General features: G+C 68.0%; 24 protein-coding genes and 1 tRNA gene. 14 read left to right on the forward strand and 11 right to left on the reverse strand.

What is annotated here, in order from left to right:
* From ACVWYS_RS17795 to ACVWYS_RS17810, 4 genes are all read left to right on the forward strand, one after another.
* Window positions 1-210 carry a dodecin gene (locus tag ACVWYS_RS17795; protein WP_011690139.1) on the forward strand — a complete coding sequence of 70 codons (210 nt, stop codon included), beginning with the start codon at window positions 1-3 and terminating at the stop codon, window positions 208-210.
* Between the two features lie 98 nt (window positions 211-308).
* Window positions 309-1,280 (forward strand): aldo/keto reductase, encoded by a 972-nt coding sequence (locus ACVWYS_RS17800; protein WP_456510162.1) that lies wholly within the window; start codon window positions 309-311, stop codon window positions 1,278-1,280.
* Window positions 1,281-1,507: 227 nt separating this feature from the next.
* Entirely contained in the window at window positions 1,508-1,771 is a 264-nt protein-coding gene (locus ACVWYS_RS17805) for a GlsB/YeaQ/YmgE family stress response membrane protein (protein ID WP_091250134.1), read from the forward strand.
* Between the two features lie 178 nt (window positions 1,772-1,949).
* Window positions 1,950-2,342 carry a hypothetical protein gene (locus ACVWYS_RS17810; protein ID WP_456510163.1) on the forward strand — a complete coding sequence of 131 codons (393 nt, stop codon included), beginning with the start codon at window positions 1,950-1,952 and terminating at the stop codon, window positions 2,340-2,342.
* Window positions 2,343-2,377: 35 nt separating this feature from the next.
* Here ACVWYS_RS17810 and ACVWYS_RS17815 read toward each other — a convergent pair whose 3' ends face one another.
* Entirely contained in the window at window positions 2,378-3,208 is an 831-nt protein-coding gene (locus ACVWYS_RS17815; RefSeq protein ID WP_456510164.1) for a putative protein N(5)-glutamine methyltransferase, read from the reverse strand.
* A 253-nt stretch (window positions 3,209-3,461) separates the two neighbouring features.
* On the opposite strand from ACVWYS_RS17815, the gene ACVWYS_RS17820 reads away from it, so the two are divergent.
* Window positions 3,462-4,541 (forward strand): lactonase family protein, encoded by a 1,080-nt coding sequence (locus ACVWYS_RS17820; protein ID WP_456510165.1) that lies wholly within the window; start codon window positions 3,462-3,464, stop codon window positions 4,539-4,541.
* On the opposite strand, the gene ACVWYS_RS17825 is transcribed toward ACVWYS_RS17820, so the two are convergent.
* The 4 genes from ACVWYS_RS17825 to ACVWYS_RS17840 all read right to left on the reverse strand — a co-directional run bounded on the left by ACVWYS_RS17825 (window position 4,525) and on the right by ACVWYS_RS17840 (window position 6,662).
* Window positions 4,525-5,484, reverse strand: coding sequence for a serine/threonine-protein kinase (locus ACVWYS_RS17825; RefSeq protein WP_456510166.1), 960 nt, complete (start codon window positions 5,482-5,484; stop codon window positions 4,525-4,527). The genes ACVWYS_RS17820 and ACVWYS_RS17825 overlap by 17 nt on opposite strands.
* Entirely contained in the window at window positions 5,481-5,813 is a 333-nt protein-coding gene (locus ACVWYS_RS17830; protein WP_456507707.1) for a hypothetical protein, read from the reverse strand. Before ACVWYS_RS17830 ends, ACVWYS_RS17825 begins: the two co-directional genes overlap by 4 nt.
* 95 nt (window positions 5,814-5,908) lie before the next feature.
* Window positions 5,909-6,412, reverse strand: a complete 504-nt coding sequence (locus ACVWYS_RS17835) for a MarR family winged helix-turn-helix transcriptional regulator (RefSeq protein WP_344361411.1) — start codon at window positions 6,410-6,412, stop codon at window positions 5,909-5,911.
* Between the two features lie 177 nt (window positions 6,413-6,589).
* Window positions 6,590-6,662 (reverse strand) — tRNA-Lys (locus ACVWYS_RS17840).
* A 193-nt stretch (window positions 6,663-6,855) separates the two neighbouring features.
* On the opposite strand from ACVWYS_RS17840, the gene ACVWYS_RS17845 reads away from it, so the two are divergent.
* The 3 genes from ACVWYS_RS17845 to ACVWYS_RS17855 all read left to right on the forward strand — a co-directional run bounded on the left by ACVWYS_RS17845 (window position 6,856) and on the right by ACVWYS_RS17855 (window position 9,578).
* On the forward strand, window positions 6,856-7,509 hold the full coding sequence (locus ACVWYS_RS17845; protein WP_456510167.1) for a hypothetical protein: 654 nt from the start codon (window positions 6,856-6,858) through the stop codon (window positions 7,507-7,509).
* 433 nt (window positions 7,510-7,942) lie between these two features.
* Window positions 7,943-8,560 carry a DUF47 domain-containing protein gene (locus tag ACVWYS_RS17850; RefSeq protein ID WP_116765472.1) on the forward strand — a complete coding sequence of 206 codons (618 nt, stop codon included), beginning with the start codon at window positions 7,943-7,945 and terminating at the stop codon, window positions 8,558-8,560.
* A 4-nt stretch (window positions 8,561-8,564) separates the two neighbouring features.
* A complete protein-coding gene (locus tag ACVWYS_RS17855; RefSeq protein WP_456510304.1) occupies window positions 8,565-9,578 on the forward strand; it encodes an anion permease in 1,014 nt (337 codons plus the stop codon).
* An 80-nt stretch (window positions 9,579-9,658) separates the two neighbouring features.
* On the opposite strand, the gene pstB is transcribed toward ACVWYS_RS17855, so the two are convergent.
* From pstB to pstS, 4 genes are all read right to left on the reverse strand, one after another.
* Window positions 9,659-10,438 (reverse strand): phosphate ABC transporter ATP-binding protein PstB, encoded by a 780-nt coding sequence (gene pstB, locus ACVWYS_RS17860; RefSeq protein WP_091250115.1) that lies wholly within the window; start codon window positions 10,436-10,438, stop codon window positions 9,659-9,661.
* A gap of 48 nt (window positions 10,439-10,486) precedes the next feature.
* The gene (gene pstA / locus ACVWYS_RS17865) at window positions 10,487-11,596 is read right to left on the reverse strand and encodes a phosphate ABC transporter permease PstA (protein ID WP_456510168.1); all 1,110 of its coding nucleotides are present in this window, start codon (window positions 11,594-11,596) and stop codon (window positions 10,487-10,489) included.
* Entirely contained in the window at window positions 11,597-12,529 is a 933-nt protein-coding gene (pstC, locus tag ACVWYS_RS17870) for a phosphate ABC transporter permease subunit PstC (protein WP_091250109.1), read from the reverse strand.
* A gap of 189 nt (window positions 12,530-12,718) precedes the next feature.
* Window positions 12,719-13,840: a phosphate ABC transporter substrate-binding protein PstS gene (gene pstS, locus ACVWYS_RS17875; RefSeq protein WP_456510169.1), complete on the reverse strand. Its 1,122-nt coding sequence runs from the start codon at window positions 13,838-13,840 to the stop codon at window positions 12,719-12,721.
* Between the two features lie 361 nt (window positions 13,841-14,201).
* Here pstS and ACVWYS_RS17880 point away from each other — a divergent pair, with 361 nt between their 5' ends.
* The 6 genes from ACVWYS_RS17880 (at window position 14,202) to ACVWYS_RS17905 (ending at window position 21,658) form a co-directional block, all read left to right on the forward strand.
* Window positions 14,202-15,329, forward strand: a complete 1,128-nt coding sequence (locus ACVWYS_RS17880) for an FUSC family protein (protein ID WP_116765469.1) — start codon at window positions 14,202-14,204, stop codon at window positions 15,327-15,329.
* Window positions 15,330-15,389: 60 nt separating this feature from the next.
* A complete protein-coding gene (gene radA, locus ACVWYS_RS17885) occupies window positions 15,390-16,763 on the forward strand; it encodes a DNA repair protein RadA (RefSeq protein ID WP_116765468.1) in 1,374 nt (457 codons plus the stop codon).
* 176 nt (window positions 16,764-16,939) lie between these two features.
* Window positions 16,940-17,284 (forward strand): SHOCT domain-containing protein, encoded by a 345-nt coding sequence (locus ACVWYS_RS17890; protein WP_344361428.1) that lies wholly within the window; start codon window positions 16,940-16,942, stop codon window positions 17,282-17,284.
* A complete protein-coding gene (locus ACVWYS_RS17895) occupies window positions 17,284-18,762 on the forward strand; it encodes a multicopper oxidase family protein (RefSeq protein ID WP_456510170.1) in 1,479 nt (492 codons plus the stop codon). The genes ACVWYS_RS17890 and ACVWYS_RS17895 overlap by 1 nt, the downstream gene beginning before the upstream one ends.
* Before the next feature lie 87 nt (window positions 18,763-18,849).
* Window positions 18,850-21,006 (forward strand): heavy metal translocating P-type ATPase, encoded by a 2,157-nt coding sequence (locus ACVWYS_RS17900; protein WP_456510171.1) that lies wholly within the window; start codon window positions 18,850-18,852, stop codon window positions 21,004-21,006.
* A 16-nt stretch (window positions 21,007-21,022) separates the two neighbouring features.
* Complete coding sequence (locus ACVWYS_RS17905; protein ID WP_456507713.1) at window positions 21,023-21,658, forward strand: class I SAM-dependent methyltransferase; 636 nt, start codon at window positions 21,023-21,025, stop codon at window positions 21,656-21,658.
* Window positions 21,659-21,869: 211 nt separating this feature from the next.
* On the opposite strand, the gene ACVWYS_RS17910 is transcribed toward ACVWYS_RS17905, so the two are convergent.
* Together ACVWYS_RS17910 and ACVWYS_RS17915 are read right to left on the reverse strand one after the other, a co-directional pair.
* A complete protein-coding gene (locus tag ACVWYS_RS17910) occupies window positions 21,870-23,117 on the reverse strand; it encodes a fatty acid desaturase family protein (RefSeq protein WP_456510172.1) in 1,248 nt (415 codons plus the stop codon).
* 13 nt (window positions 23,118-23,130) lie between these two features.
* Window positions 23,131-24,213 (reverse strand): ferredoxin reductase, encoded by a 1,083-nt coding sequence (locus ACVWYS_RS17915; protein WP_116765465.1) that lies wholly within the window; start codon window positions 24,211-24,213, stop codon window positions 23,131-23,133.
* Window positions 24,214-24,240: the final 27 nt, after the last annotated feature.

Below are 24,240 nucleotides of genomic sequence, written 5' to 3' on the forward strand. Positions count from 1 at the left end.
TTGTCTAATCACACTTACAGCATTTCTGAAATTGTCGGAACCTCGAACGAGGGTGTCGATGCGGCCGTCCGGAACGGCATTGCCGAGGCCGCCAAGACTCTGCGGAACCTTGACTGGTTCGAAGTAAAGGAAATCCGCGGCCACCTTGAGAACGGTCAGGTCGCCGACTGGCAGGTCACCATCAAGCTCGGGTTCCGGCTGGAACGCTGACCCCCGCTTCGGAGTGGCAACGGCGCGCACCGGGCCGCCTTCGGAGCCAACCCGCAACGCGTCAGGGCGGAGGAGGTCAGGACGGAGAGGAACGCTTCATGCGCTATACGCATCTGGGCCGCTCCGGCCTGACAGTCTCGCGCCTGTGCCTGGGCACCATGAACTTTGGCCCGCAGACCGGGGAGGCGGAGGCTTTCGCCATCCTGGACACCGCGCAGGCAGCCGGCATCAATTTCGTCGATACCGCCAATGTGTACGGCGGGTCGAGCCACCGCGGCTGGACCGAGGAAATCCTCGGCCGCTGGTTTGCCCAGGGAGGCGAGCGCCGTGAGCGCACGGTGCTCGCCACCAAGCTGTTCGGCACCATGACGGACAGACCCAACGAGTCCAAGCTCTCGGCGCTCCACATCCGCCGGGCGCTCGACGCCAGCCTGAAACGGCTGCAGACGGACTACATCGATCTCTACCAGTTCCATCACGTGGACCGGAACACGCCGTGGGAGGAGATCTGGCAGGCCGTCGAGGTCGCCGTGCAGCAAGGCAAAATCCTCTACAGCGGCAGCAGCAATTTCGCCGGCTGGCACATTGCCCGCGCGCAGGAAACAGCGGCACGCCGCAACTACAACGGGCTGGTCAGTGAGCAGTCGATCTACAACCTGCTGACCCGGGACGTGGAACGGGAAGTGATTCCTGCCGCGCAGCAGTACGGCCTGGGACTTCTGCCGTGGTCGCCGCTGCATGGCGGCCTGCTGGGCGGGGTGCTGAAGAAGGAGCGCGAAGGCGTCCGCCGCATCGCCGGCCGCGCCCACGAGGCACTCAAGGCACACCAGAAACAGATCCGACGCTACGAGGACTTCGCCGACGAACTGGGCCAGGAGCCTGGCGATGTGGCGCTCGAGTGGCTGCTCCACCAGCCGGCAGTCACCGCTCCGATTATCGGCCCGCGCACGCTCGAGCACCTCGAAGGTTCCATCCGGGCGCAGAAGTTGAAGCTCGACGCCGACGCGCTCAAGCGCCTCGACGAGATCTTCCCGGGACACCGCACGGCACCCGAAGACTACGCCTGGTAGGCCGTGACAGCGCCCGGCACCCTGTGGGCAATGGAACGATTTCCGAATCCGGGATGAATCCCGAGTGAACCTTCCGGCCGTTTTCAGCCGTTTTAGCCGTGTACCGGCGAAACCTGCCGGTAGTCGGGTGGCTCTTTTATACTAAGCATGATTAGTATTAGGGCAGAAGGATGAAGCGCACCCGGCGATCCGGGTGCCTCCTCAATGAAAGAAGAAGGAACGATAAAATGGGTTTTTTCGCATTTCTGATTCTGGGCCTCATCGCCGGCGCAATCGCTAAGGCAATCCTCCCGGGACGTCAGGGCGGTGGCATCGTGATCACCCTGATCCTGGGCGTCGTCGGCGCTCTCCTGGGCGGATTCATCGGCAGTGCACTGTTCGGTGTTGGCATCAACGAGTTCTTCTCGCTGTCGACCTGGCTGCTGGCCATCGGCGGTGCGATCATCGTCCTGCTCGTTTACGGCATGATCAGCAAGCGTTCAGTCCGCTAACACGGAAACTGAACGGAAACCGGTCCCGGGTGATCCCCGGGGCCGGTTTTTTCGCACAATTTTGGCAGGACGCAATGGCGTCACGACCGCATATTTCGGCGGCACGGCCATTTCCCGGGAACCTCCACTTCTTCACGCACGACCGTTCTCATACGTCCCTAAAGAACAGGAGTACAGCATGAAGGGCAAACTTCTTTTCGGCGCCGGACTGGCCGCAGGCTATGTTCTGGGCTCGCGGTCCGGCCGCGAAGCCTACGAAAAGCTCAAGTCCCGGACCACCGACCTCTGGCACAGCAAACCGATCCAGGACAAGCTCACGGCGGCAGCCGAGACGGTCAAGGATAAGGCCCCCGAGGTCGCCGGACAGCTCACCGAGGCCGCCCGCCGTGCAGGGACGGTCATTGGCTCAGCCGTCCACCGCGACGCGGGCCCGGAACTGTCAGTGCCGGTGGCCGCCGATGTCCAATCCGACCCGGCGCTCACTGACCAGGACGGACAGGACTGGTCTGATGAAGGCGGCGCCACCCCTGCCGGTCCCGCCACCAGCGTCGAGGCGGACAAACTGCCCTAGGCAGCTGCAGGGCCGCCGGCAGGAGGGCACCGCCCTCAACCGGGAGGCGCCAGGGTACCGGCCACCACGGTAGCGCCGAGCTCCTCAGAGACCAGCACCCGGGCGGTCAGGCCGTGGCGGCGAAAGATCCCCGCCGTCTGCGCGGCCTGCCGGCGGCTGGTCTCGATGAGCACGTGGCCGCCAGGCGCGAGCCATTGCAGCGCCCCGGCGGCCACCCTGCGCTGCACGTGAAGCCCGTCGGCACCGCCGTCCAGGCAGGTCCGCGGTTCATGCAGGCGCGCTTCCTGGGGCATGGTTTCGATCTCCGCTGATGGCACGTAGGGGGCGTTGACCGCCAACACCCGGACGCGGCCACGGAGTCCTGCCGGGAGCGGAGCATAGAGATCACCCTCGTAGACCTCCCCGCCCAGCGGCCCGACGTTGGTGCGTGCACACGCCACGGCTGCGGGGTCGATGTCGGCGCTGTGGAGTTCGAGTGGGCCGCCGAGCGCCGAAAGCGCGGCCCCGACGGCGCCGGAACCGCAGCAGAGATCGATCACAACGGGTGCCGGGCGGGCGACCCCGAGCGGTTCCAAGCGCCACTCGGTCAAGAGCGCGGCAGCCTCCCGGACGAGGAATTCCGTCCGGCGCCGCGGGACGAACACCCCGGGGCCGACGGCGATGCGGCGTCCGCAGAATTCGGCCCAGCCAAGAATGTGTTCCAGCGGCAGGCCGGCTATCCTCCGGCGTGCCATCGCTTCGAGTGCTTCAGGCGTCGGAGCTGCGTCGAGGAGCAGTCGGGCTTCGTCCTCGGCGAAAACACAGCCGGCGGCCCGGAGCCTGGCTGTGAGGGTGCCGTGCGGGGAATGGTGGCGGATTACTGGCATGGGAGCGCCCTTCGGTCTGATCTCAGACGCCCTCACCGTGAGCTAGCCGCGGCCGGCAGGCCGGCAGCGCCAGGAGGGCACCCTGTCTGGACTTGTGTAAACGGGACCCACCTCCTTTTGCTGCAGTTGCTCGAACTCCCCCATGCTACCCAAGGACAGACCGTCGCGCGGTGATTAATCCGGCGGCATTGAGTCCGGGGTTTGTGACGGCGGTTGACCGCGGCTTCCCGGTCCGGGCTGGCAGGATGTCACCATGGACTCCTTCCCGGCACACGACCTCATCTGGACCGGCTCTTACACGGCAGACTCCGGCGGCAGCGGCACGGGGATCGGCGCAGTGGCCGCGGCGGAGGACGGCACCCTGCGCTGGCTGGGTGTTGCGGCGGCGGCTGACTCTCCGTCCTTCCTGGCTGCCCACCCCTTACTTCCTGTGGTCTACGCCGTTGCCGAGCACGCTCGGACGGTCAGGGCCTACCGCAGGGCCGGCGCGTTTGGCCTGGAGCCGGCCGGCCCGGCGTGGCCGGCCGGCGACGCGGCCTGCCATGTCGCCGTCGAGCCCTCCGGCCGATTCCTGGTGGTCTGCTGCTGGGGCGACGGCCAGGTGCTGTACTACGAGCTCGACGCCGACGGCGGGATCATGGACCGGGCCGCCGCCGCGGGGTCCCGAGATCCCTATCGAGGCGCCTCCGGGGGCGCACAGCGGCCCAGCCGTGCCCATGCCGCGCTCATGCTTGCGGACGGCCGGGTGATGACCACGGACCTCGGTCACGACCTTCTGCGGATCTGGAACGTCCGCCCCGGGCCGGTGCCCGGGCTGGTTCTGGACCACGAGGTGGTCCTGCCTCAGGGCAGCGGTCCCAGGCACCTGGTTCAGCACCCGGGCGGGCATGTCTTTGTGGTGACCGAGTATTCAATTGAGGTGGCCGTGGCGGCAATGTCGCCGGGCTCGGGGGACTTCCGGCTCGGCTTCGTTGGACCGGCCACGGCCGGCGGGGCGCTGCCGGGAGATTCCGCGGCCGAGATCGCGCTGGCGCCCGACGCCGGGCACGCCTACGTGGGCGTGCGCGGCTCGAACCGGATCAGTGCGCTGGAGGTTGAGGCCGGCGGCGCGGCGCTGCGGCCGGTGGCCGATGTGCCCAGCGGCGGGGACTGGCCCCGCCATCACCTGGTCCGCGACGGATGGCTGCACGTGGCCCACGAACGGTCCGGCGACGTCGTGACCTACCCCTTAGACCCGGAAACCGGGCTGCCGGGCTCCCCCTCGGGCCGGCTGCGAGTGGCGTCACCCACCGCGCTGGTGCCGGCCCGGGCCCGGCTCACGCCACGGGAGTGAGCGGCCGGCGTCTGGAAGCGGGAGGAGCCGCCCTCCACCCGCCGGCGAACAGCCCGGCGGCGTAGTCCCGCAGCGGCGGTACAGGCCGCTGCACCATAGCGGCGGCCGCGGCGGAAGCCTCTTCGGCCGAGGGCCGGTCAGCGGCCTCCATGGCCGTCATGGCCGCCAAGAGCGACACCCAGCGCGGTCCCAGTCCCCGCGGAATTGCGGGCCCTCTCAAGGTGCGCGCCACCAGCGACTCCACATGCGTCCCGGGAAATGCCCTGGCCGCCGTCAGGCACTCCAGGAGAACCAGGCCCAGGGCATAGACGTCCGTCGCCGGATCAGCAGGGCCCCCGTTGGCCTGCTGCGGGCTCATGTAGTGCACGGTGCCGGACGACATTCCCGGCTCGAGCACGGTCCCCGCGGGGGCCGCAATGCCGAAGTCCGCAATCCGCACGGGGGACCTGCGCAGGGAACTCAGCAGAATGTTGGCGGGCTTGATGTCCTGGTGGACGAGTCCGAGCGCATGCACGTGGCCGAGCCCGGACAGGGCCGCCGCGGCCCAGCCGGCGACTTCCCCGGGGTCCCCCGGGCCTGCGTGGATCCGTTCCGCCAGATTGCCGCCAAAGGCGAATTCCTCCACCAGGAAGGGGCGGCCGGCCCACGGGCTTCCGTCCGGAACGCGGCCCTCACCTGCGAACGCGACCACGGCCGGATGATCCAGCCCGGACAGGATGCGGGCTTCTTCATGGATCCTGCGCGCGTGCCGGCCGTCGGGTCCCTCGGCCACCTTGACGGCCACGGGGCGCTGGTTCGCGAGATCAGTTCCGCGGAAAACGGTGGCGGTGGCTCCCCTGCCCAGGAGTTCGTGGATCAGGAAGGATCCCGGCTCGCCCGTGGGCCGGCGTGCCGGAAGGACGCTGCCCGCGAGTACCGGGCGGGCCGCCGCCGGAGCGGTCACCGGCTGTGCCAGTAGGCCGCGGCAAGCGACGCGCCACGCTGGTCGACGCCGTCGAGCTGGAAGCCACAGCGGCAGCGCCACAGGGCGGGCAGGGCCGCGGAGTGGCCGGCGGGCTCGAACGAGTAGGAGGCCATCGCACCCGGTTCCGGGGACCGCCATTCCATGGGTGTTCCGCAGTGCCGGGGGGCCTGGCTGTCCGCCGCCCAGGGCCGAACAGTGTGCGCCAACCTCATCTCGGGCAGCGCCATATCCGCGTCGGCCAGGCCCACGTGCCCGGCGGACAGGGAACCGTCGCCGGCTCCCCCGTTGGGAGTTGCGGATTCAGTCACGACGCCTACTCTCATTCGATGGTGAGGAACAAGTAGTAAGCATACATATAACTAGTCCGGCTAACTAGTTTGGCGTACTAGTTTTCGCCAGGGGGCTAGGGCTGGTGCCGCTCTTCACTAATGGCCGAGCTCATCCGCCGTAGGAACGTGATGACAACCCGGGCCTCTTCAGCGCTCATGGACTCGGCAACTTCCATCATCCGGCGGTGCATCTGCCCAAGGGTGGCGCGGACCTCGGAGTCTGTCGCGACCGTCGGCACAATCACGAGCGAGCGCCGGTCGGTGGGGTGCGGCTCGCGCCGGACATGTCCACTGGCAACCAGCCGGTCGATCAGCGAGGTGGTGGACGCGGTGGTGATCCCCAGGACGCGGCTGAGATCCTTGGGGCCGGCCCGCTCGCCGGTGGACTTGGCCCGCAGCAGGTAGCGCAGGGCCAGGAGGTCGGTCTCGCCCATGCCCATCGAATCGCGGGTGGACCGCCGGGTCGCCACCTCCGAGGCCCTGTAGTCGCGGAGGGCCTGCAGGATGGCCGCGGGGGGATCCAGCCTGTCATCGGGGCCATACCAATATCCGGAGGCCGGCGTGCCGTGGGAGTCCATCCGGCAATCCTAGCGGAACTGGTAACTAGCCTGCCGTACAATCCAGGATGCCTCGTTGAAGTGCCGGGCCCCCAAGCCCTTCCTGCCCTGGCGGGCGCGTCCGGGGCCGCGCACGCAAAAATCCCCGGCGTCCTGTTGCCAGGAAACCGGGGATTTTCCACTCTTCACGAGAAAGAGTGGGCCCTGTGGGGATCGAACCCACGACCCACGGATTAAAAGTCCGATGCTCTACCAACTGAGCTAAAGGCCCCAGCCAAAAGCGCCCAAGCCAGCGGACAAATCCGTAGCTGCGGCGCGTTTCAGCCCAGTCCATTTCTGGACGATTAATACTGTACCCCAGACCCGGGCCGGCTTTTCACCGTGGCGGGACCGGCGTCGGCCGTCACCGGGGGGACCGCCGGCCGATCCTCGATTACCCGGCGGCACTGGAGTAGCGTGGTGGCATGAGCGAGCAAGCAGGATCCAGCGCCCCCGGCCCGCGGCACCACAAGCCGAAACCTTTCGCGCCGATCGATTTTGAACCGTTCGCCGGCGGGGCTGATCCCGCCCGCGTTTCGGAGGCGGCCCATCTGGCCGCCCAGGCGCTCGTGCGCCGCGGCCGCGACAGCGATGACCCCAGGGTCACCAAGCGGCTCGTGAAGCTCGCCGACGAGCAGGGCCTGGAAGCGATCGCCGAAATGTGGGCCGAGAGCCCCGCACGCTCACTCCCCGGTGCCCTGTGGCGCCTGTATGCCCTGCGGGCCGCCACGATCCAGGATCCGGAGCGGATTTCCGTGTACTTCAAGGCGGGAAAGGACACGGCCCAGGTGTCCCATGTGGTGGCCGGCGCTGCCGAGCCGCCGGGAGCGGACGAGATGAAATCCATGGCGGACGCCATCCTCTCCGGAGCCTTCGACGGCGACTTCGACGTCGCTCTGGAACGCTCTGCCGCGTTCTGCCGCGTTGTGGCTCTGGGCCAGGCAACCCTGGCCGACGGCGCCGAGCACAGCAACGAGAACCATGCCAGCAAGCTCACCCGCAACTCCCACCTCCTGGTCAAGACGGCGGAGGACCTCGAACACGCCGCCAACGCGTGGCGGCTCGGCGAACTGGACTAGACGACGGCCAGCCGGGTCTGGCTGGGATGCCTGCGATGCCTGCGGACAGAGTTCCGGCGCCGCGACGGGCACGCACGGCGGGGGCAGGCTGTCAATGTTGACTTGATTGAACCTACGTAGAAAACTAAAAGCGGTGCCGAACCGCGAAACCCCCGGGCTTCAACATTTAGCCGCCTAGAGCGGCCTACCGCCGAGAGGCGTATCCGGTTCGGCACCATTTTTATGCCCTTTTGACGGTGACTTTCCCTACGGCTTTGACGGCTGTTTTGCCTGCGGTTCAAACTGCGGCGTTGCCTGCGCAGACATACGCCGCGTCCGGACGGTCCGGGCCGGGGGCGGACGGTAAAGTAATGCGTATGCGCTGGTCTCCGTCAAGTCACACGGCCGGCCGAGTCCACCCGCGAACCTCTCCCCGGAAGACCGGTGACACCACGTGAAGCTGCGCCTGTTCCCGCAGGAATCCGCCGGGCTGAACCTGCTCTCCCAAATGGCGCGCCAGATCGTGCTGGCAACCGGAACCCTGTCGGAGATCCTCGGCGTCCCGGCCAGTGAGCATGCCCGGCTGGTGGAGGACATGCACAACCATGAAGCTAAATCGGCGGAGCTGCACTTTGCGCTCCTGACCCACATGCGGACCAGTTTCGTGAACCCGCTGCCCCGCGAGGACATGTACGCGCTGTCCCGGTATCTCAACGAAGCGATCGAGAAACTCGATGCCGCCGCCGAGCTCGTCTCCCTCTACAAGCTGGAACGGCTGCCCAAACGCGCTGCGGACCAGCTGGAAATCATCAGCCGGCAGGCCGAGCTCACCGTCGACGCCATGCGGAAGCTGAACAACCTGGACGACCTTGAGGACTACTGGATCGAGATCCTGCGCCTGGCCAAACGTGCGGAACGCACGCACAGGGTCTGGGTTGCGGACATGCTCCGCGAGATGAAGTCGACGCAGTACGCGCGCAACCGCGACATCGCGAACCAGCTCGTGGAAGTCACGAAGGACATGCGCCGGATCGCCACCCAAGTAGGCAGCATCATCGTCAAGGAATCCTGACGTGATGATCTTCTTCTTTGCCCTGGTGCTGATCTGCGCCGGGGCGTTCGCGTTCCTCAACGGCTTCAGGGACGCGTCCTCGTCGGTGGCCCTGGCCGTGCGGACGCGGGCGCTGACCCCCACCGTGGCGGTCCTGCTGGCCGCCCTGTTCAACTTCATCGGCGCCGGACTGAGCGCCGCCCTGGCGCTGGCTGTCAGCCAGGCGTGGGTGTCGCTTCCGCCAGGCACGAACGGCCTCACGATCCTGCTGGCCGGGCTGCTCAGCGCCATCCTGTGGGGCATCTGCATGTGGTGGCGCGGGATTCCGACTTCCTCCACGCACGCCCTGGTCGGCGGTCTCGCCGGAGCAGGGGTCGCGAGCGTCGCCGTCGGCGGTCATCCCGTCACCGGTGTTGACGCTTCCCTCGTGTACCAGGTGGCGCTCCCTCTGCTGCTCTCACCGGTGATCGCCTATATCGGGGCGTACCTGCTGGTCTGGCCCGCCAGCTGGGCCGCCCGTTACACGCCGCCCAGCGTGGTCAACTCCCGGTCGCGGCGTGCCCAGGCCATCGCCGCGGGCGCCGTTGCCTTCGGCCACGGGCTGCAGGACGGCCAGCGCACCAGCGCTGTGGTGATCCTCGCGCTGGTAGCGGCCGGGCTCTCCGACGGCGGTTCCGTGCCGGTGTGGGTGGCCGTGCTGACCGCCGTCCTGCTGTCGGCCGGAACGCTGGCCGGGGGCTGGCGGATTTCCTACACGATCGGCTACCGGCTGACCCGGATCGACCCCCTGCGCGGATTTGTCTCGCAGATGTACAGCTCGGTGATGCTGCTCGTGGGCGCGATCGGGTTGCATTGGCCCGTCTCCACAACGCACACCGTGACGTCGGCAGCCCTTGGCGCCGGCGCCAACCAGAGCTTCCCGGGCACCAACCGCAAGCTGGTGATCCGCATCCTGGCGCTATGGGCCCTGACCCCGATTGCCACCGCCGCCGCCGCGTTCGTCCTTCAGCTGGCGCTCTCGCCGCTGGCAGGGCTGTAGGACTCCTCGATTGCTCCGCAGGTGCCCTTTTGAGGGCTAAAAAAAACGGCACCTGCGGAGCAATCGACGAGCGGGTTGGTCTATCCGAAGCGGCCGGAGACGTAGTCCTCGGTGGCCTTCTCGGTGGGGTTGCTGAAGATGGTCGGGGTGTCGCCGAACTCGATCAGCTTGCCCGGCTTGCCGGTACCGGCAATGTTGAAGAAAGCCGTCTTGTCGGACACGCGGGCCGCCTGCTGCATGTTGTGCGTCACGATCACCACCGTGTACTGGTCCTTGAGCTCGTTGATGAGGTCCTCAATGGCGAGCGTCGAGATCGGGTCCAGGGCCGAGCAGGGCTCGTCCATGAGGATCACCTGGGGCTCCACGGCGATGGCACGGGCAATGCACAGGCGCTGCTGCTGGCCGCCGGACAGGCCCGAGCCCGGCTTGGACAGGCGGTCCTTGACCTCGTTCCACAGATTCGCGCCCTGCAGGGAACGCTCCACCAGGACATCAGCCTCGCCCTTGGAGATCTTCTTGTTGTTCAGCTTCACGCCAGCCAGCACATTGTCCCGGATGGACATGGTGGGGAACGGGTTGGGGCGCTGGAACACCATGCCGATCTGGGAGCGGACCGTGACCGGGTCAACACCGGGGCCGTAAAGGTTGTCGCCGTCCAGCAGCACCTCACCTTCAACCCGCGCACCGGGAATGACCTCGTGCATGCGGTTCAGGGTGCGCAGGAAGGTGGACTTGCCGCAGCCCGAGGGGCCGATGAAGGCGGTGACCGACTTGGCGTCGATGTTGATGTTGACGTCTTCGACGGCCAGGAATTTGCCGTAGTAGACGTTCAGGTCCTTGACGTCGATGCGCTTAGACATGGTGTTCCTTCACTTGCTGGAGGTATTGACGGCGGGCGCGGCGCTGGCCTAGCGGCCGGTCTTTGGGGCGAAGAGGCTTGCAACCAGGCGGGCGCCCAGATTGAGCAGCATCACCAGGATGATGAGCACCAAGGCCGCGCCCCAGGCCCGCTCGGAGGACGGGTCCGGGTTGGACGGTGAGGTGGGGTTCAGGATCTGGGTGTAGATGAAGGTAGGCAGCGAGGCCATCCAGCCGCTGAACACGTTGGTGTTGATGGTGGTTGCGAAGCCGGCGGTGACCAGGATCGGCGCGGTTTCGCCGATTACGCGGGCGATGGCGAGGGTGATGCCGGATGCGATGCCGGAGATCGCCGTCGGAAGGACCACCTTGAGGATGGTCCGCCATTTGCGGACGCCAAGGGCATAGGCTGCCTCGCGGAGCTCGTTGGGGACAATCTTCAGCATTTCCTCGCTGGAGCGGACCACCACGGGGATCATCAGCACGGAGAGTGCGACGGCGGCGACGGCACCGGTCTTGGTGCCCGGGCCGACCACGGCGAAGAAGGCGGCCGCGGCGAACAGGCCGGCCACAATCGAGGGGATGCCGGTCATGACGTCCACGAAGAAGGTGATGGCACGGGCCAGAGCGCGGTCCTGCCCGTATTCCACGAGATAAATCGCGGTCAGCAGTCCCACAGGGACCGAGATGAGGGTCGCGAGCACCGTGATCAGCAAAGTGCCCACGATCGCGTGATAGATGCCGCCCAGCAACGGGGCGCCTTGTTCCACGGTCTTGTTGTCGAAGGCGCCGGTAACGCCGTTCATGGAGGTGGTGAGGAAGCCGGGATCCAGGAGCCCGGGGAGCCCGTTCACCAGCACGGTCCAGATCACCGAGACCAGGGGCAGCAGGGCAATCAGGAAGGAACCCACGACGAGGCAGGTCGCCAGCTTGTCCTTGGCCTTGCGCGAGCCTTCCACGACGAGGCTCCAGCCCACCAGGCCGGCGGCGAAGAGGACGGCGGAGACGAGTCCCCAGCCGAAGGCGTTGAATCCGATCAGGGCCAGGATAGCGGCGCCGAGGATTAAGGCAACGGCCAGGACGATATACGGTGCGGTCTTGGGCAGCTGGCCTTTAGTGAGGGCCGAGCGCTTCCGGACCGGGGTCAGGGTGGAGGTCATTTAGTTGGCTCCCGAGAATTCTTTGTGCCGGCTGATGATGCCGCGGGCGATCACATTCACGCCGAGGGTGATGACGAACAGCACCAGGCCGGCGGCGATCAGCGTGTTGACCTTGAGCCCGCTGGCCTCGGGGAAGTTCAGGGCGATTTCGGCGGCGATGGTCTGGTTTCCGGTCTGGATCAGGCTGGCGGTGAGGGCGCCGGAGGAAAGGACCAGCGCGACGGCCATCGTCTCTCCTAGTGCCCGGCCCAGTCCCAGCATCACGGCGCTGATGATTCCGGGCCGGCCGAAGGGCAGCACGGTCATCCGGATCATCTCCCAGCGGGTGGCGCCGAGTGCCAGCGCGGCCTCTTCATGCAGCTTGGGGGTCTGCAGGAAGATCTCGCGGGTCAGGGAGGTGATGATCGGCAGGACCATGACGGCGAGGACGATTCCAGCGGTGAGGATGGTCTTGCCGGTGGCCGAGGCCGGGCCCTGGAAGATCGGCAGCCAGCCCATGTTCTTGGCCAGCCAGTCGTAGGACGGGGAGATTTCCTTGGCGAGGAACGCAACACCCCAGGCGCCATAGACCACGGAGGGGATGGCGGCGAGCAGGTCGACCACGTAGCCGAGGCCGGAGGCGAGGTTGCGCGGGGCGAAGTGCGAGATGAAGAGCGCCACACCGATGGCGAGCGGGGTGGCAATCACCAGGGCGATCACGGCGGCGATGAGGGTGCCGATGACGAGCGGCCAGATATAGGTGAAGAATCCTTCGCCGCCCTGGATCTGGTCGGCCGGAGCCACGAGGGCCGGGATCGCCTGGACGACCAGGAACAGTGCCACGCCGAAGAGCACGGCGAGGATCAGACACCCTGCCGCCAAGGTGGCGGCGGAAAAGACTTTGTCACCGGTGTGGCCTGCGCCCCGGGACTTGGTCAGGGAGGTGGTGGTCACTTCATGGTCCTTCGGTTTGGGTGGGAATCCGGGCTGGGGACGCGTCTGCGCCGGGGTCCGGCAAATCCTGGTTCTTCGAACAAATGCGTCGGTTCCCTGCCCCGTCGCGGCCGCCGGTGGCGGCCGTTTCGGAACAGGGAACCTTCGTCAGGCTGGTGTTTCCACTATGCCTTTGAGCGCAACGTTTCCCTAGGCCTTGCCCTTGACTGCCTCGAGGGCCGTCTTGACCTTGCCCTGGAGTGCCGCGGAGAGCGGTGCCGACTTGGCGGAATCGGCGGCGGCCTTCTGGCCGGCGTCGGACGCTGCGTAGTTCACAAAGGCCTTGACGAGGTCGGCGGTGGCCTTCGTGTCATAGGTGGTGCAGACGATGTGGTAGGACACCAGGACGATCGGGTAGGCGCCCGCAACCGTGGTGGTGCGGTCCAGCTTGATGGCGAGGTCGTTGGCGTTGCGGCCCTCGACCGGCTTGCCCTGGTCAACTGCCTTGGACGCGGCGTCGGCGGAGATCTTGGTGAAGGAGTCGCCGACCTTGACCTGCGCGGTGCCGAGCTTGCCGCTGACTGCGGAGTCGTCGGCGTAGGTCACGGCGCCCGGGGTGTCGGTGACGGTCTTGACGACGCCGGAGGTGCCCTTGGCGTTCTCGCCCTTCAGGCTCGCGGGCCAGACGCCGGCGGCCTTGTCGGTCCAGACGTCGGGGGCGACGGCGGCCAGGTAGTCGGTGAAGTTCGTGGTGGTGCCGGAGTCATCCGAGCGGTTCACCGGGGTGACCTTGAGGTCCGGCAGCTGGACGCCCGGGTTCAGGGCCGCGATGGCGGGGTCGTTCCAGTTGGCCACCTGGCCGCGGAAGATCTTGGCAATGGTGGTGGCGTCGAGCTTCAGGTCCGTAATGCCCGGCACGTTGAACGCCACGGCGATCGGGGAAATGTAGACCGGGATGTCGAGAGCTCCGTCGGGGCCGCACTTGGCCTTGGAGCTGGCGAGCTCGTCGTCTTTGAGGTAAGCATCGGAGCCGGCGAACTGGGCCGAGCCGTCGAGGATCGCCTTGCGTCCGGCGCCGGAACCGTCCGGGGAGTACTGCACGGTGGCACCCGGGTTCGCGGAGGCGAAGTTGGTCTTCCAGACATCCATGGCCGCGCCCTGGGCGGTGGAGCCGACGCCGGTCAGGGTGCCGGTGACAGCGGGACCCGAGGCGGTCGGCGCGGCGGACGTAGCCGCGTTGGTTGCGTTGTCCGAACCGCAAGCGGTCAGCGCGAGCGCGCCAACGGCGATGACAGCGATAGCCGCGTTGCGGCCGAAGCGGAGTGCCTTCACTTAGATGTACCCCTTCCAGGGCTTTGCGTGCCGGGCCGGAGAAGGCCCGCAAGGATGCGTACGGTTTGTACCTTTACCGAAGGTAGGTCGCCCAGATGAAGAGAATTGCGGTCCAAGGTGAACGGCTGGTTAACGACGCCGGACCATTGGTTTACATCTGCCGGGTCACCATTGTGTTCTGTGCGTCACAGTCGTATCGGTGAAACCCCAAAAAGGACCCTTGGGACAGACCCGCCTGCCGGACTGCCGCGCCTGCCCGTTGCGCCCGTGGATTGTGCCGTCCCGGCCCGTGACAAGGCTGTGACCGGGCCGCGACAAGGCCGTGAACGGCCGGGGCGGGGCAGCAAATAGACTGGAGGGCATGGCCTCCGCGACTGGACTCTCCGCAAGCGCACGATTCCTGCGCGGCCGGGTCCGCACCGGCTTTGTCCGGAGCCGGAACTCCCTCATGCCGGCCATCCAGATGACCGCGTGCGCCGTGGGCGCCTACGCGTTCGCCGAATACGTCCTGGGGCATAGCGGGCCGTTGTTCGCTGCCACCTCATCCCTGATTGCCCTCGGTTTCTCCCGCGACCCCAGGCTTCGCCGCGTCATCGAGGTGGGCCTGGGCTGCACCCTCGGGATCGTGGTCGGGGACTTGCTGCTGCACTGGCTGGGCTCCGGGATCTGGCAGGCCGCCGTCGTTCTCCTGTTTTCCATCCTGCTGGCCCGGTTTCTGGACAGCGGGACCATCTTCACCACCCAGCTGGGTCTGCAGTCAGTGCTCGTGGTGCTCCTGCCCGCGCCGGCCGGGGGCCCGTTCACCCGGAGCATCGATGCCGTGGTGGGCGGAGTGTTCGCGCTGCTCGTGACCATCCTCGTGCCCAAGGACCCCCGGCGTGAACCCCGCAATGACGTCAAGAAGCTCCTGCACGAGCTCGCCGAGGTGCTGCGGGAATGCGCCTCGGCGCTGAGCTACAGCGACGCCACCCAGGCCTGGCATGCGCTCATCCGCGGGCGGAACTGCCAGCCCCTCATCGACGCCATGCGGCAGTCGCTGCGCGCTTCCGGCGAGGTGGCCACCCTGGCACCCGCCTACCGGCGGCACCGGGACGAGCTGGACCAGATGGATCAGTCGCTCGACTATATAGATCTCGCGCTTCGCAACAGCCGGGTCTTTGCCCGCCGGCTAACCAGCGCCATCAACCATGCGGCGCTCTCGGACGAGGCCACCCAGAACATCGCCGAGGTCCTGCAGGAGACGGCCGCCGCCGTCGACGAACTGTCGCTGGGCCTGGCCGAGGTGCACGACGGCACCCGCCGCGCCCACCTGCGCACGGCCCGCTCCGAGCTGCGGCAGATCGCCGGGCGCCTGCATCCCCGGATCCTGGACGTTCACCGGCTCGAGGGCGAAACGGTGGTCATGCTGTTCCGGCCGCTCATGGTGGACCTGCTCGAAGCCGCCGGCGTGGATTCCGGAGAAGCCCGGGACATCCTTCCCCCGCTCTAAGTACGGCCCCTCACCCCGGCCGCGCCGTTCGTTGTCGCTGCCCCCGGATAGTGTGGACCAATGGCTACAAAGACTTCCCGGGGGCCGAAGGCACCGGGCTACAAATGCGCCGAATGCGGCTGGACGACCGTCAAGTGGGTGGGCCGCTGCGGCGAGTGCCAGGCGTGGGGCAGCGTCGAGGAGACCGGCACCGCCGTCGCCCGGACGACGGCGGCCACCACGGTCCTTGAACCTGCCCGCCGGATCGCCGACGTCGACGCCACCACGGCGGCCTTCCTGCCCACCGGAGTGGACGAACTCGACCGCGTGCTCGGCGGCGGGCTGGTGCCCGGCGCCGTGATCCTGCTCGCGGGCGAACCCGGGGTGGGCAAGTCCACCCTCCTGCTGGACGTTGCCGCGAAGTTCGCCCGCACCGCGCAGGACGTCCTGTACATCACCGGCGAGGAATCCGCCGCCCAGGTCAAACTCCGCGCGGACCGGATCGACGCCGTCGCCGAATCCTTGTATTTGTCGGCCGAAACGGACCTCGGGCAGGCCCTGGGGCAGGTGGAAAAACTCGAACCGCGACTGCTCGTGGTGGATTCGGTGCAGACCCTGAGCAGCGCCGACGTCGAGGGAAGCGCCGGCGGGGTGTCCCAGGTGCGCGAGGTTGCGGCCTCCCTGATCGCCGCGGCCAAGCGCCGGAACATGACCACGCTGCTGGTAGGACACGTGACCAAGGACGGCTCCATTGCCGGGCCCCGCCTGCTGGAACACCTCGTGGATGTGGTCTGCCAGTTCGAGGGCGAACGGCACTCCCGGCTGCGCCTGCTGCGCGCCGTCAAGAACCGCTACGGACCTACCGACGACGTCGGCTGCTTCGACTTGAACGAGGACGGCATCGAGGGCCTCGCCGATCCCAGCGGCCTGTTCGTCTCGCGGACGAAGGACCCGGTGTCCGGAACCTGTATCACGGTGACGCTCGAGGGCCGCCGGCCGCTGCTCGCCGAAGTCCAGGCGCTGCTCGCCGAGAGCGCCAGCTCGCAGCCCCGCCGCGCCACGAGCGGCCTGGACAGCTCGCGCGTCGCGATGCTGCTCGCCGTCCTGCAGCAGCGCGCGGGCTGCCTGCTGAACAAAGATGACTCCTATGTGGCAACGGTCGGCGGAGTCAAGCTCAGCGAGCCCGCCACGGACCTCGCCGTGGCCTTGGCCGTGGCTTCCGCGAAGGCCAAGAAGCCCCTCCCCCAGCGCCTGATCGCCTTCGGCGAGGTAGGCCTGGCAGGCGAAGTCCGTCCTGTCCCCGGCATTAACCAGCGCATCCAGGAAGCACACCGGCTCGGCTTCACCCATGCCGTGGTGCCGTCCAGCCCCAACGGGCACGGGCCGGTGCCCGCGGGATTCACGGTCCGGGAGGTCGGCCACCTGGCCGAGGCACTGGGGCTGCTGATCAGCTGAAGCCCGGGCAGCCCTGGAACGTGGCGCCTGCAACCGGAGCCTCCGGTTGCAGGCACAAAGACGACTTAGGGCCCTAGCACTGGAGCGCCGGCGGACGCACGATTGGATTGTGGCCAGGGACGGTTGCACGGGATGCGGCCGGCCCGGCCGGCGCGACCGCGGCGAAGGGATGCGTCATGATGTGGGGTTACGGGTACCAGATCGGCTGGATGTGGCTTTGGGGCGTGTTGCTGCTCGCCGGGATTGCGGTGCTGGTCATCCTGGCCATCCGGCTCGTGACAGGCGGGGTTCGCCATGACGGCGGGGGCGTGGCGCCGGGCCCGGGCCAGCATGGTCCCGGGCAGTATCCGCCGCCGGGGCAGGTCACCCCTCCCGGTTCTTTTCCTGCTCCCAACGGACCTGTTTCCCCGCTCCCCGGACGGTCCCAGGCCCGCCTGATCCTTGACGAACGCTTTGCCCGGGGCGAGCTCTCCGCCGAGGAGTACCGCGAGAGCCTGAAGGTGCTGGGTGAGGAGTCCTAGTGCAGCCGCTCAGCCGCCGCAGCGCCCTGCTCCTGGGCGGTCTTGGCGTGGCCGGAGCCGCGGCCGGCGCAGCGGGGCTCGCCTGGACGCTGACGTCCCTCGGCGCGCCGGTTTCCGGGGCTGCCCTGACGCACCCGGCCGAACTTCGCAGCGCTGGCGGCAGCCTCGCGCTCGAGCTGGAGGCGGCCCGGGGTCCCGTGCAGCTTGCCGGCCGCCAGGCCACGGCCCTTGGCTACAACGGGACCAGCCCCGGCCCCACGCTGCGCCTGCGCGCAGGTGACGTGCTCAGCATCCGGCTGACCAACCGCTTGGCTGAACCCACCAACCTTCACGTGCACGGGCTCCATGTGTCCCCGGCGGGGGCTGGGGACAACGTGTTTGTCGCGGTGGACCCCGGCGGCAGCTTTGATTACGAATACCGGCTGCCGGCCGACCACCCGCCCGGCGTCTACTGGTACCACCCCCACCACCACGGCATGGTCGCGGAGCAGATCTTCGGCGGCCTTTTCGGCGCGATCGTCGTCGAGGACGCCGTCCCCCTTCCGGTGTCTATGGACCGCGTCCTGGTGGTGTCCGACACGGACCTGGACGCCGCCGGAAACGTCCGGGACGTTCCGCCATCAGAACGCATGGCCGGCCGGGAAGGCGGGCTGGTGCTCGTCAATGGCCAAAGCAACCCTCTGCTCAGCGCCCTTCCCGGGCAACGGGAGCGGTGGCGGCTGGTCAACGCCTGCGCTGCCCGCTACCTGCGGCTGCAGCTGGACGGTCAGAGCATGCAGCTGCTCGGCATGGACTCCGGGCGCTTCCAGTCGCCGGCAGCCGTGGAGGAGGTGCTCCTGGCGCCGGGGAACCGGGCCGACCTTCTAGTGACGACGATGGCCGGCGAGTCGGTTCTCCGGTCCGCTTACTATGACCGTGGCAGCATGCCCGGCATGATGGGCCGGGGTCCCGCCGGACGGGGCCAGGGGGACCCCTCCCAGGGCGTCTCCCTGGCGACGCTCCAGGTAGCGGGCGAATCCGTCCCCGGCCCCTCCGGGGTGCCGCCCCAGCCTGCCCCCGCGGATCTGCGCCAGGCACCCGTCGCCGCGCACCGGCAATTCCTGCTGGCAGCCGGCATGGGAGGAGGGAGCATGGGCGGAGACGGCACCGGGATGATGGCCTTCACCATCAACGGCCAGGAATTCGACGAGGCCAGGACGGACACCACCGTAGCGGCCGGCACAGTGGAGGAGTGGACCGTGGTCAACACCAGTCCCATGGACCACCCGTTCCACCTGCACGTCTGGCCGATGCAGCTCATCTCGGTCGATGGCGCAGCCCCCGCCTCCCCTGCCTGGCAGGACGTGGTCAATGTGCCCGCGAACGGACGCGTGACCGTCCGGATTGCCTTCAGAGACTTCACCGGACGATCCGCGTATCACTGCCACATCCTGGACCACGAGGACCTCGGGATGATGGGCGCCATCGAGGTCCGCTGAATCACTCGACCTCTTGCGCGAAATACCCCCCCGGGGTATGTTGGGGCGTAGCCATCAATGACTGAGCACCCTTCAGGAGCATGCATCATGGAACACCGGCACACCGGCCCCGGCGTTGACAAGAGTGTCGACCAACACACCCACAGCCACGGCCCGCACGGGACGCCGCACGGTGGCCACGGGGTGCATGCGGCCGCCCCCGCCACGGCAGGCCCCGCCGGGGACAGCCACATGGTGCACAGCCAGGGACAGCATGCCGGGCACAGCGTCGCGATGTTCAGGGACAGGTTCTGGCTGAGCCTGGCCCTGGCCGTTCCGGTGGTCTTCTTCAGCCCCATGTTCGCGGATCTCCTCGGCTACGAGCCGCCCGTCTTTCCCGGCTCGGCCTGGATTCCCCCGGTGTTCGGCACGGCGATCTTCATCTACGGCGGCCAGCCCTTCCTCAAGGGCGGCCTCAGTGAGCTGAGGACGCGCAAGCCGGGAATGATGCTGCTGATCGCGATGGCCATCAGCGTTGCCTTCATCGCCTCCTGGGTGACCAGCCTGGGCCTGGGCGGTTTCGACCTCGACTTCTGGTGGGAGCTGGCGCTACTGGTCCCCATCATGCTGCTGGGCCACTGGATCGAGATGCGCGCCCTCGGCTCCGCCCAAGGCGCACTGGATGCCCTGGCAGCTCTTCTGCCCGACGAAGCCGAACGCGTCACCGGCGCCGGGACGGAGACTGTCAGCGTCTCCGAGCTCCGCGCCGGAGACACCATCCTGGTCCGCCCCGGCGGCCGGATGCCGGCCGACGGTGCGGTCAGCGACGGCCAGGCCGAATTCGACGAATCCATGATCACCGGCGAATCGAAAACTGTTCTGCGAACACCGGGGGATCCCGTGGTGGCCGGCACCATCGCAACGGACAACTCCGTGCGGGTCCGGGTGTCAGCCATCGGCGAGGACACCGCCCTCGCCGGGATCCAGCGTTTGGTGGCCGAGGCGCAGGCATCGTCCTCCCGGGCCCAGGCCCTCGCCGACAGGGCGGCCGCGTTCCTCTTCTACTTCGCCGCCGGAACCGGCCTCCTCACCTTCGTCTTCTGGACCTTGATGGGCAGCGTCACCGACGCCGTCACCCGCACCGTGACCGTCCTCGTGATCGCCTGCCCCCACGCCCTGGGCCTTGCCATCCCGCTCGTCATCGCGATCTCCACCGAGCGGGCAGCCCGGGCGGGCGTCCTGATCAAGAACCGGATGGCGCTGGAGCGGATGCGGACGGTCGACGTCGTGCTCTTCGACAAGACCGGAACCCTGACCCGGGGCGAGCCGGAGCTCAAGGGAGTCGTGAGCGCCGCAGGCGCCGGCACGGCAACCGGCCAGGACGCAGTCCTGGCCCTCGCGGCCGCCGTGGAAGCCGACAGTGAACATCCCGTAGCCCGTTCCATCGTCGCCGCCGCGCGGGAACGGGGGCTGGAGATTCCGACGGCGGACGGGTTCACCTCGCTGACCGGCCGCGGAGTCCGTGCCACGGTCGGTGGCCGCACCGTTTACGTGGGCGGCCCGGCACTGCTCCGGGAACTGGGTCTGCAGGAGCCCCCGGCTTTGGCCGCCGCCACCGGGGCCTGGCTGGAGCGCGGCGCGGCTGTGCTCCACGTGGTGGACGGCGGCACCGTGCTGGGCGCTGTCAGCCTCGAGGATGCCGTACGGCCCGAGTCCCGCCAGGCCGTCCGGGCCCTCCAGGCCCGCGGCATCAAGGTGGCCATGATCACCGGCGACGCCCGGCAGGTCGCGCAGGCCGTCGCCGCCGAACTCGCCATCGACGAAGTGTTTGCCGAGGTCCTGCCCGCGGACAAGGACAAGAAGGTGGCAGAACTACAGGGACGGGGGATGAGAGTGGCCATGGTGGGCGACGGCGTCAACGATTCCCCCGCGCTGGCACGGGCGGAGGTGGGGATTGCGATCGGCGGCGGCACGGATGTGGCCGTGGAATCCGCCGGTGTGGTCCTGGCCGGCAACGACCCCCGGGCCGTGCTGTCGATGCTCGACCTGTCCAAGGCGAGTTACCGGAAGATGTGGCAAAACCTCGTGTGGGCCACCGGGTACAACATCATCTCGGTGCCGCTGGCGGCCGGGGTTCTGGCCTTCGCGGGGATCGTCCTCTCCCCCGCCGCGGGCGCCGTGATGATGTCGGCGTCGACAATTGTGGTGGCCCTGAACGCGCAATTGCTGCGCAGGCTCAAGCTCAATCCGGCTGCGGCCGGCTGAGCGGAAGAAGCCAGGCATGCCGGAGACGAACCCCCGCGATTCATCATTCGGGCGATCCTTTGCCCGCGTGGGCCCGCGGATGGACGCCCGTGGGGCGGCGGAGCACCGTCGGCGCCTCGTGGAAGCGGCGTACGGCGTCGTCGTCGAAATCGGAGCGGGCTACGGGGCCACCTTCCCGTTCTACCCTTCCGCGGTAACGGGCGTGCTGGCCCTCGAACCTGATCCCACGCTCCGGGGGTTGGCCCGCGCTGCTGCCAGCAAGGCGCCGGTGCCCGTCACCGTACAGGACGGCGTGGCGGAAGCGCTGCCGGCGGCGGACGCCTCGGTGGACGTGGTCGTCTCCAGTTTGGTGCTGTGCAGCGTGGCGGACCAGGCGACCGCCCTGGCGGAAGTGGTCCGGGTCCTGCGGCCCGGCGGCGTGCTGCTGTTTTATGAACATGTCCGTTCGGCGCACCGGGTGCTGGGGGCCGCCGAAGACCTGATCACACCGTTGTGGAGCCGCGTGGCAGGCGGATGCCACCCGAATCGGGACACCGCTGCCGCGATCGCCGTGGCCGGCCTCACCGTGGAGGGCCTGGAGCGCTTCGGCTTTTCGGCCCTCCCCGGCAACCCGCGGCTGGCCCACGTCCTTGGGGCGGCGAGCAAAGCCTGAGCCCCCCGCCGGCGTGACGTTCCGTCCAGAGCGGCTCCGTCCCAACCTCCCCGCCCAACGTTCCCAGGCTCAAACGCTCCCGGGCTGAAACGCTCCCGGCCCAACGTTCCCGGGACGGCACGCAAAAGGACGCGCCACGCGAAAGGGACGCCCGCCACTATGGCGGACGCCCCTTTCGGCGATGCTCTCCGGGCGGACCCGGCCTTGGTGGCTAGGCCTTCTTGGGAGGCAGGGCCAGCTTGAAGATCTTGGCCCATGTGGAGCCGACCTGCTTCAGGAGCGGGCCCGTGGTGTACGGCAGTCCGTAACGCCGGCAGATCTCCTGCACCTTGGGCGCCACTTCCCCGTAGCGGTTGGACGGCAGGTCCGGGAACAGGTGGTGCTCGATCTGGTGCGAGAGGTTGCCGGTCATGAGGTGCATGAACTTGGAACCGGAGATGTTGGCCGAGCCGATCATCTGCCGCACGTACCAGTCACCGCGGGTCTCGCCCTCGACCATTTCCTCGGTGAAGGTGTCAGTACCTTCGGGGAAGTGGCCGCAGAAGATCACCGCGTGCGCCCACACATTGCGGACGGCGTTGGCTGTCAGTGTGCCGTAGAGGGCCTGCTTGCCTGAACCGGTGAGCATGGCGACGGCGGGCGTGGCCGCGTAGTCCTTGGTGAACTGCTTGAGAGCCTTGCGGCCGAGGGCCTTCAGGTCCCGGACGAGGGCTTCCTTGGATTTCCTGCCCTCCTTGAAGTCCTGGAGTTCGAGGTCGTAGATCGCGATGCCCCACTCGAAGACGGGGGCCAGGAGCGCGTTGTAGACCGGATTGCCCAGGTTGAACGGCGTCCACTTCTGCTGGGGATCCATGCGCAGCAGGTTGTATCCGACGTCGTTGTCCTTGCCGATCACGTTCGTCCAGCGATGGTGGAGATCGTTGTGGGTGTGCTGCCACGAGCGCGCGGGGGTGACGAAGTCCCACTCCCACGTCGTGGAGTGGATGTCCGGGTCCCGCATCCAGTCCCACTGGCCGTGCAGGATGTTGTGCCCGAGTTCCATGTTTTCCAGGATCTTGGCGAGGCTCAGCAGGGACGTGCCGGCGACCCAGGCGGTCTTGTTCTTGCTGACCAGCAGTGCGGCGCGGCCGGAGATTTCCAGGCCTCGCTGGATTTTGATCATGCGGCGGATGTAGGCGGCGTCGGAGGATCCGCGTTTGGCGAGGATGTCGTCCTTGATGGCGTCAAGTTCGCGGCCCAGCTCCGCTACCTGCTCGTCAGAGAGGTGCGCAGCTGCCGGCGGACGCACCAGCGGACTGCCGGACTCGGCAAGGGCGCCTGGCCGCTTCTTCGCGGCCGTGCGCACCTTTGCTGCCGCGACATCGACGGCTGAACCGCTGGCTGGACCGCCTGCGGCGGGGGTGTTCGCGTCGGGGGTGTCGGCGTCGGATAGATCAGGCGTGTTGGAAACAATCGTCATACGGTAATACTCCTCAGAGGTCGAGGTTAACGGGGCCGGCGGCTGCCGACACGCACGTCTGGATTAGTTGGCCCGGTTCGCCGTGCACTTCGCCTGTGCGAAGGTCGCGGACGTGGCCGGCCCGCAGCGGGATGAGGCAGCTGTGGCAGATGCCCATGCGGCAGCCGCTGGGCATCAGGACTCCGGCGTCCTCGCCGACATCGAGCAGCGGGGTGTCGCCGTCGGCCTCGACTTCGCGGTCGGAGGCCTCGAAGGTGACCAGGCCGCCGTCGTGCCCGGCACCGGCGGCGAGGCTGGTGGTGAAGCGTTCGATGGTCAGGGTGCCCGGCCGGACTGCCGCGGCCGGCGCGGCGTCCTCGGCTTCGGCCTCCCAGAGCGCCTCGGTGTCGTTGAGGAAATCCTCCGGACCGCACGCGTAGGCGGCGCGCTGGCGCCAGTCCGGGCACAACCGGTCCAGATCGGCAGCGGAGGTGAAGTCCAGCCGTCCGCGGTCCCCGGTGAACCAGTGCGTGACGCGGAAGTTGGGGAACTGGTCTGCGAGCTCGGCGAGTTCCTCACGGAAGATGGCGTCCGCGGCGGTGCGGGCCGTGTGGATGAGGACGACGTCGGAGTCGGGACGGTGCGGCACGAGGGTGCGGATCATCGACATCACGGGGGTGATTCCGCTGCCCGCGGTGAGCATGAGCAGCGGGCGCGGGTGTTCCGGCAGGACAAAGTCGCCCTGCGGGGGCGCCAGGAACAGGATGTCGCCGGGTTTGGTGCCGCGGACAAGAGCGCCGGAAACGGCTCCCATGTCGGTAACCGTGATGGCCGGATCCTGCCCGGCGGGGGCGCTGAGCGAATACGACCGCCAGTGGCGGACACCGTCGAGCTCGACGCCGATTCGGGCCCACTGGCCGGCAAGGTGCGCTTGCCAGCCGCGGCCGGGGTGGAAGAAAATGGTGGCGGAATCGGCCGTTTCTGGAACCACCCGGGTGACTACGCCACGCAATTGGCGTGCGGAGAACACAGGGTTGAACAGCGACAGAATGTCTTCTGGAGCTAGGGGGGTGGTCAGTAGAGATGCGGCGCGCGCCAGCTTACGGAGCCGGATCATTCATTAACCATATGTCAGTTTGCGCCA

The organism is Arthrobacter sp. TE12231, from assembly GCF_054062895.1.

What these genes read in the sequence shown, in the direction of transcription:
- ACVWYS_RS17800 (WP_456510162.1), top strand. Translation starts at nt 309, where the DNA reads ATGCGCTATACGCATCTGGGCCGCTCCGGCCTGACAGTCTCGCGCCTG.
- ACVWYS_RS17805 (WP_091250134.1), top strand. Translation starts at nt 1,508, where the DNA reads ATGGGTTTTTTCGCATTTCTGATTCTGGGCCTCATCGCCGGCGCAATC.
- ACVWYS_RS17810 (WP_456510163.1), top strand. Translation starts at nt 1,950, where the DNA reads ATGAAGGGCAAACTTCTTTTCGGCGCCGGACTGGCCGCAGGCTATGTT.
- ACVWYS_RS17815 (WP_456510164.1), bottom strand. Translation starts at nt 3,208, where the DNA reads ATGCCAGTAATCCGCCACCATTCCCCGCACGGCACCCTCACAGCCAGG.
- ACVWYS_RS17820 (WP_456510165.1), top strand. Translation starts at nt 3,462, where the DNA reads ATGGACTCCTTCCCGGCACACGACCTCATCTGGACCGGCTCTTACACG.
- ACVWYS_RS17835 (WP_344361411.1), bottom strand. Translation starts at nt 6,412, where the DNA reads ATGGACTCCCACGGCACGCCGGCCTCCGGATATTGGTATGGCCCCGAT.
- ACVWYS_RS17845 (WP_456510167.1), top strand. Translation starts at nt 6,856, where the DNA reads ATGAGCGAGCAAGCAGGATCCAGCGCCCCCGGCCCGCGGCACCACAAG.
- ACVWYS_RS17855 (WP_456510304.1), top strand. Translation starts at nt 8,565, where the DNA reads ATGATCTTCTTCTTTGCCCTGGTGCTGATCTGCGCCGGGGCGTTCGCG.
- pstB (WP_091250115.1), bottom strand. Translation starts at nt 10,438, where the DNA reads ATGTCTAAGCGCATCGACGTCAAGGACCTGAACGTCTACTACGGCAAA.
- pstA (WP_456510168.1), bottom strand. Translation starts at nt 11,596, where the DNA reads ATGACCTCCACCCTGACCCCGGTCCGGAAGCGCTCGGCCCTCACTAAA.
- ACVWYS_RS17880 (WP_116765469.1), top strand. Translation starts at nt 14,202, where the DNA reads ATGGCCTCCGCGACTGGACTCTCCGCAAGCGCACGATTCCTGCGCGGC.
- radA (WP_116765468.1), top strand. Translation starts at nt 15,390, where the DNA reads ATGGCTACAAAGACTTCCCGGGGGCCGAAGGCACCGGGCTACAAATGC.
- ACVWYS_RS17890 (WP_344361428.1), top strand. Translation starts at nt 16,940, where the DNA reads ATGATGTGGGGTTACGGGTACCAGATCGGCTGGATGTGGCTTTGGGGC.
- ACVWYS_RS17900 (WP_456510171.1), top strand. Translation starts at nt 18,850, where the DNA reads ATGGAACACCGGCACACCGGCCCCGGCGTTGACAAGAGTGTCGACCAA.
- ACVWYS_RS17905 (WP_456507713.1), top strand. Translation starts at nt 21,023, where the DNA reads ATGCCGGAGACGAACCCCCGCGATTCATCATTCGGGCGATCCTTTGCC.
- ACVWYS_RS17910 (WP_456510172.1), bottom strand. Translation starts at nt 23,117, where the DNA reads ATGACGATTGTTTCCAACACGCCTGATCTATCCGACGCCGACACCCCC.
- ACVWYS_RS17915 (WP_116765465.1), bottom strand. Translation starts at nt 24,213, where the DNA reads ATGATCCGGCTCCGTAAGCTGGCGCGCGCCGCATCTCTACTGACCACC.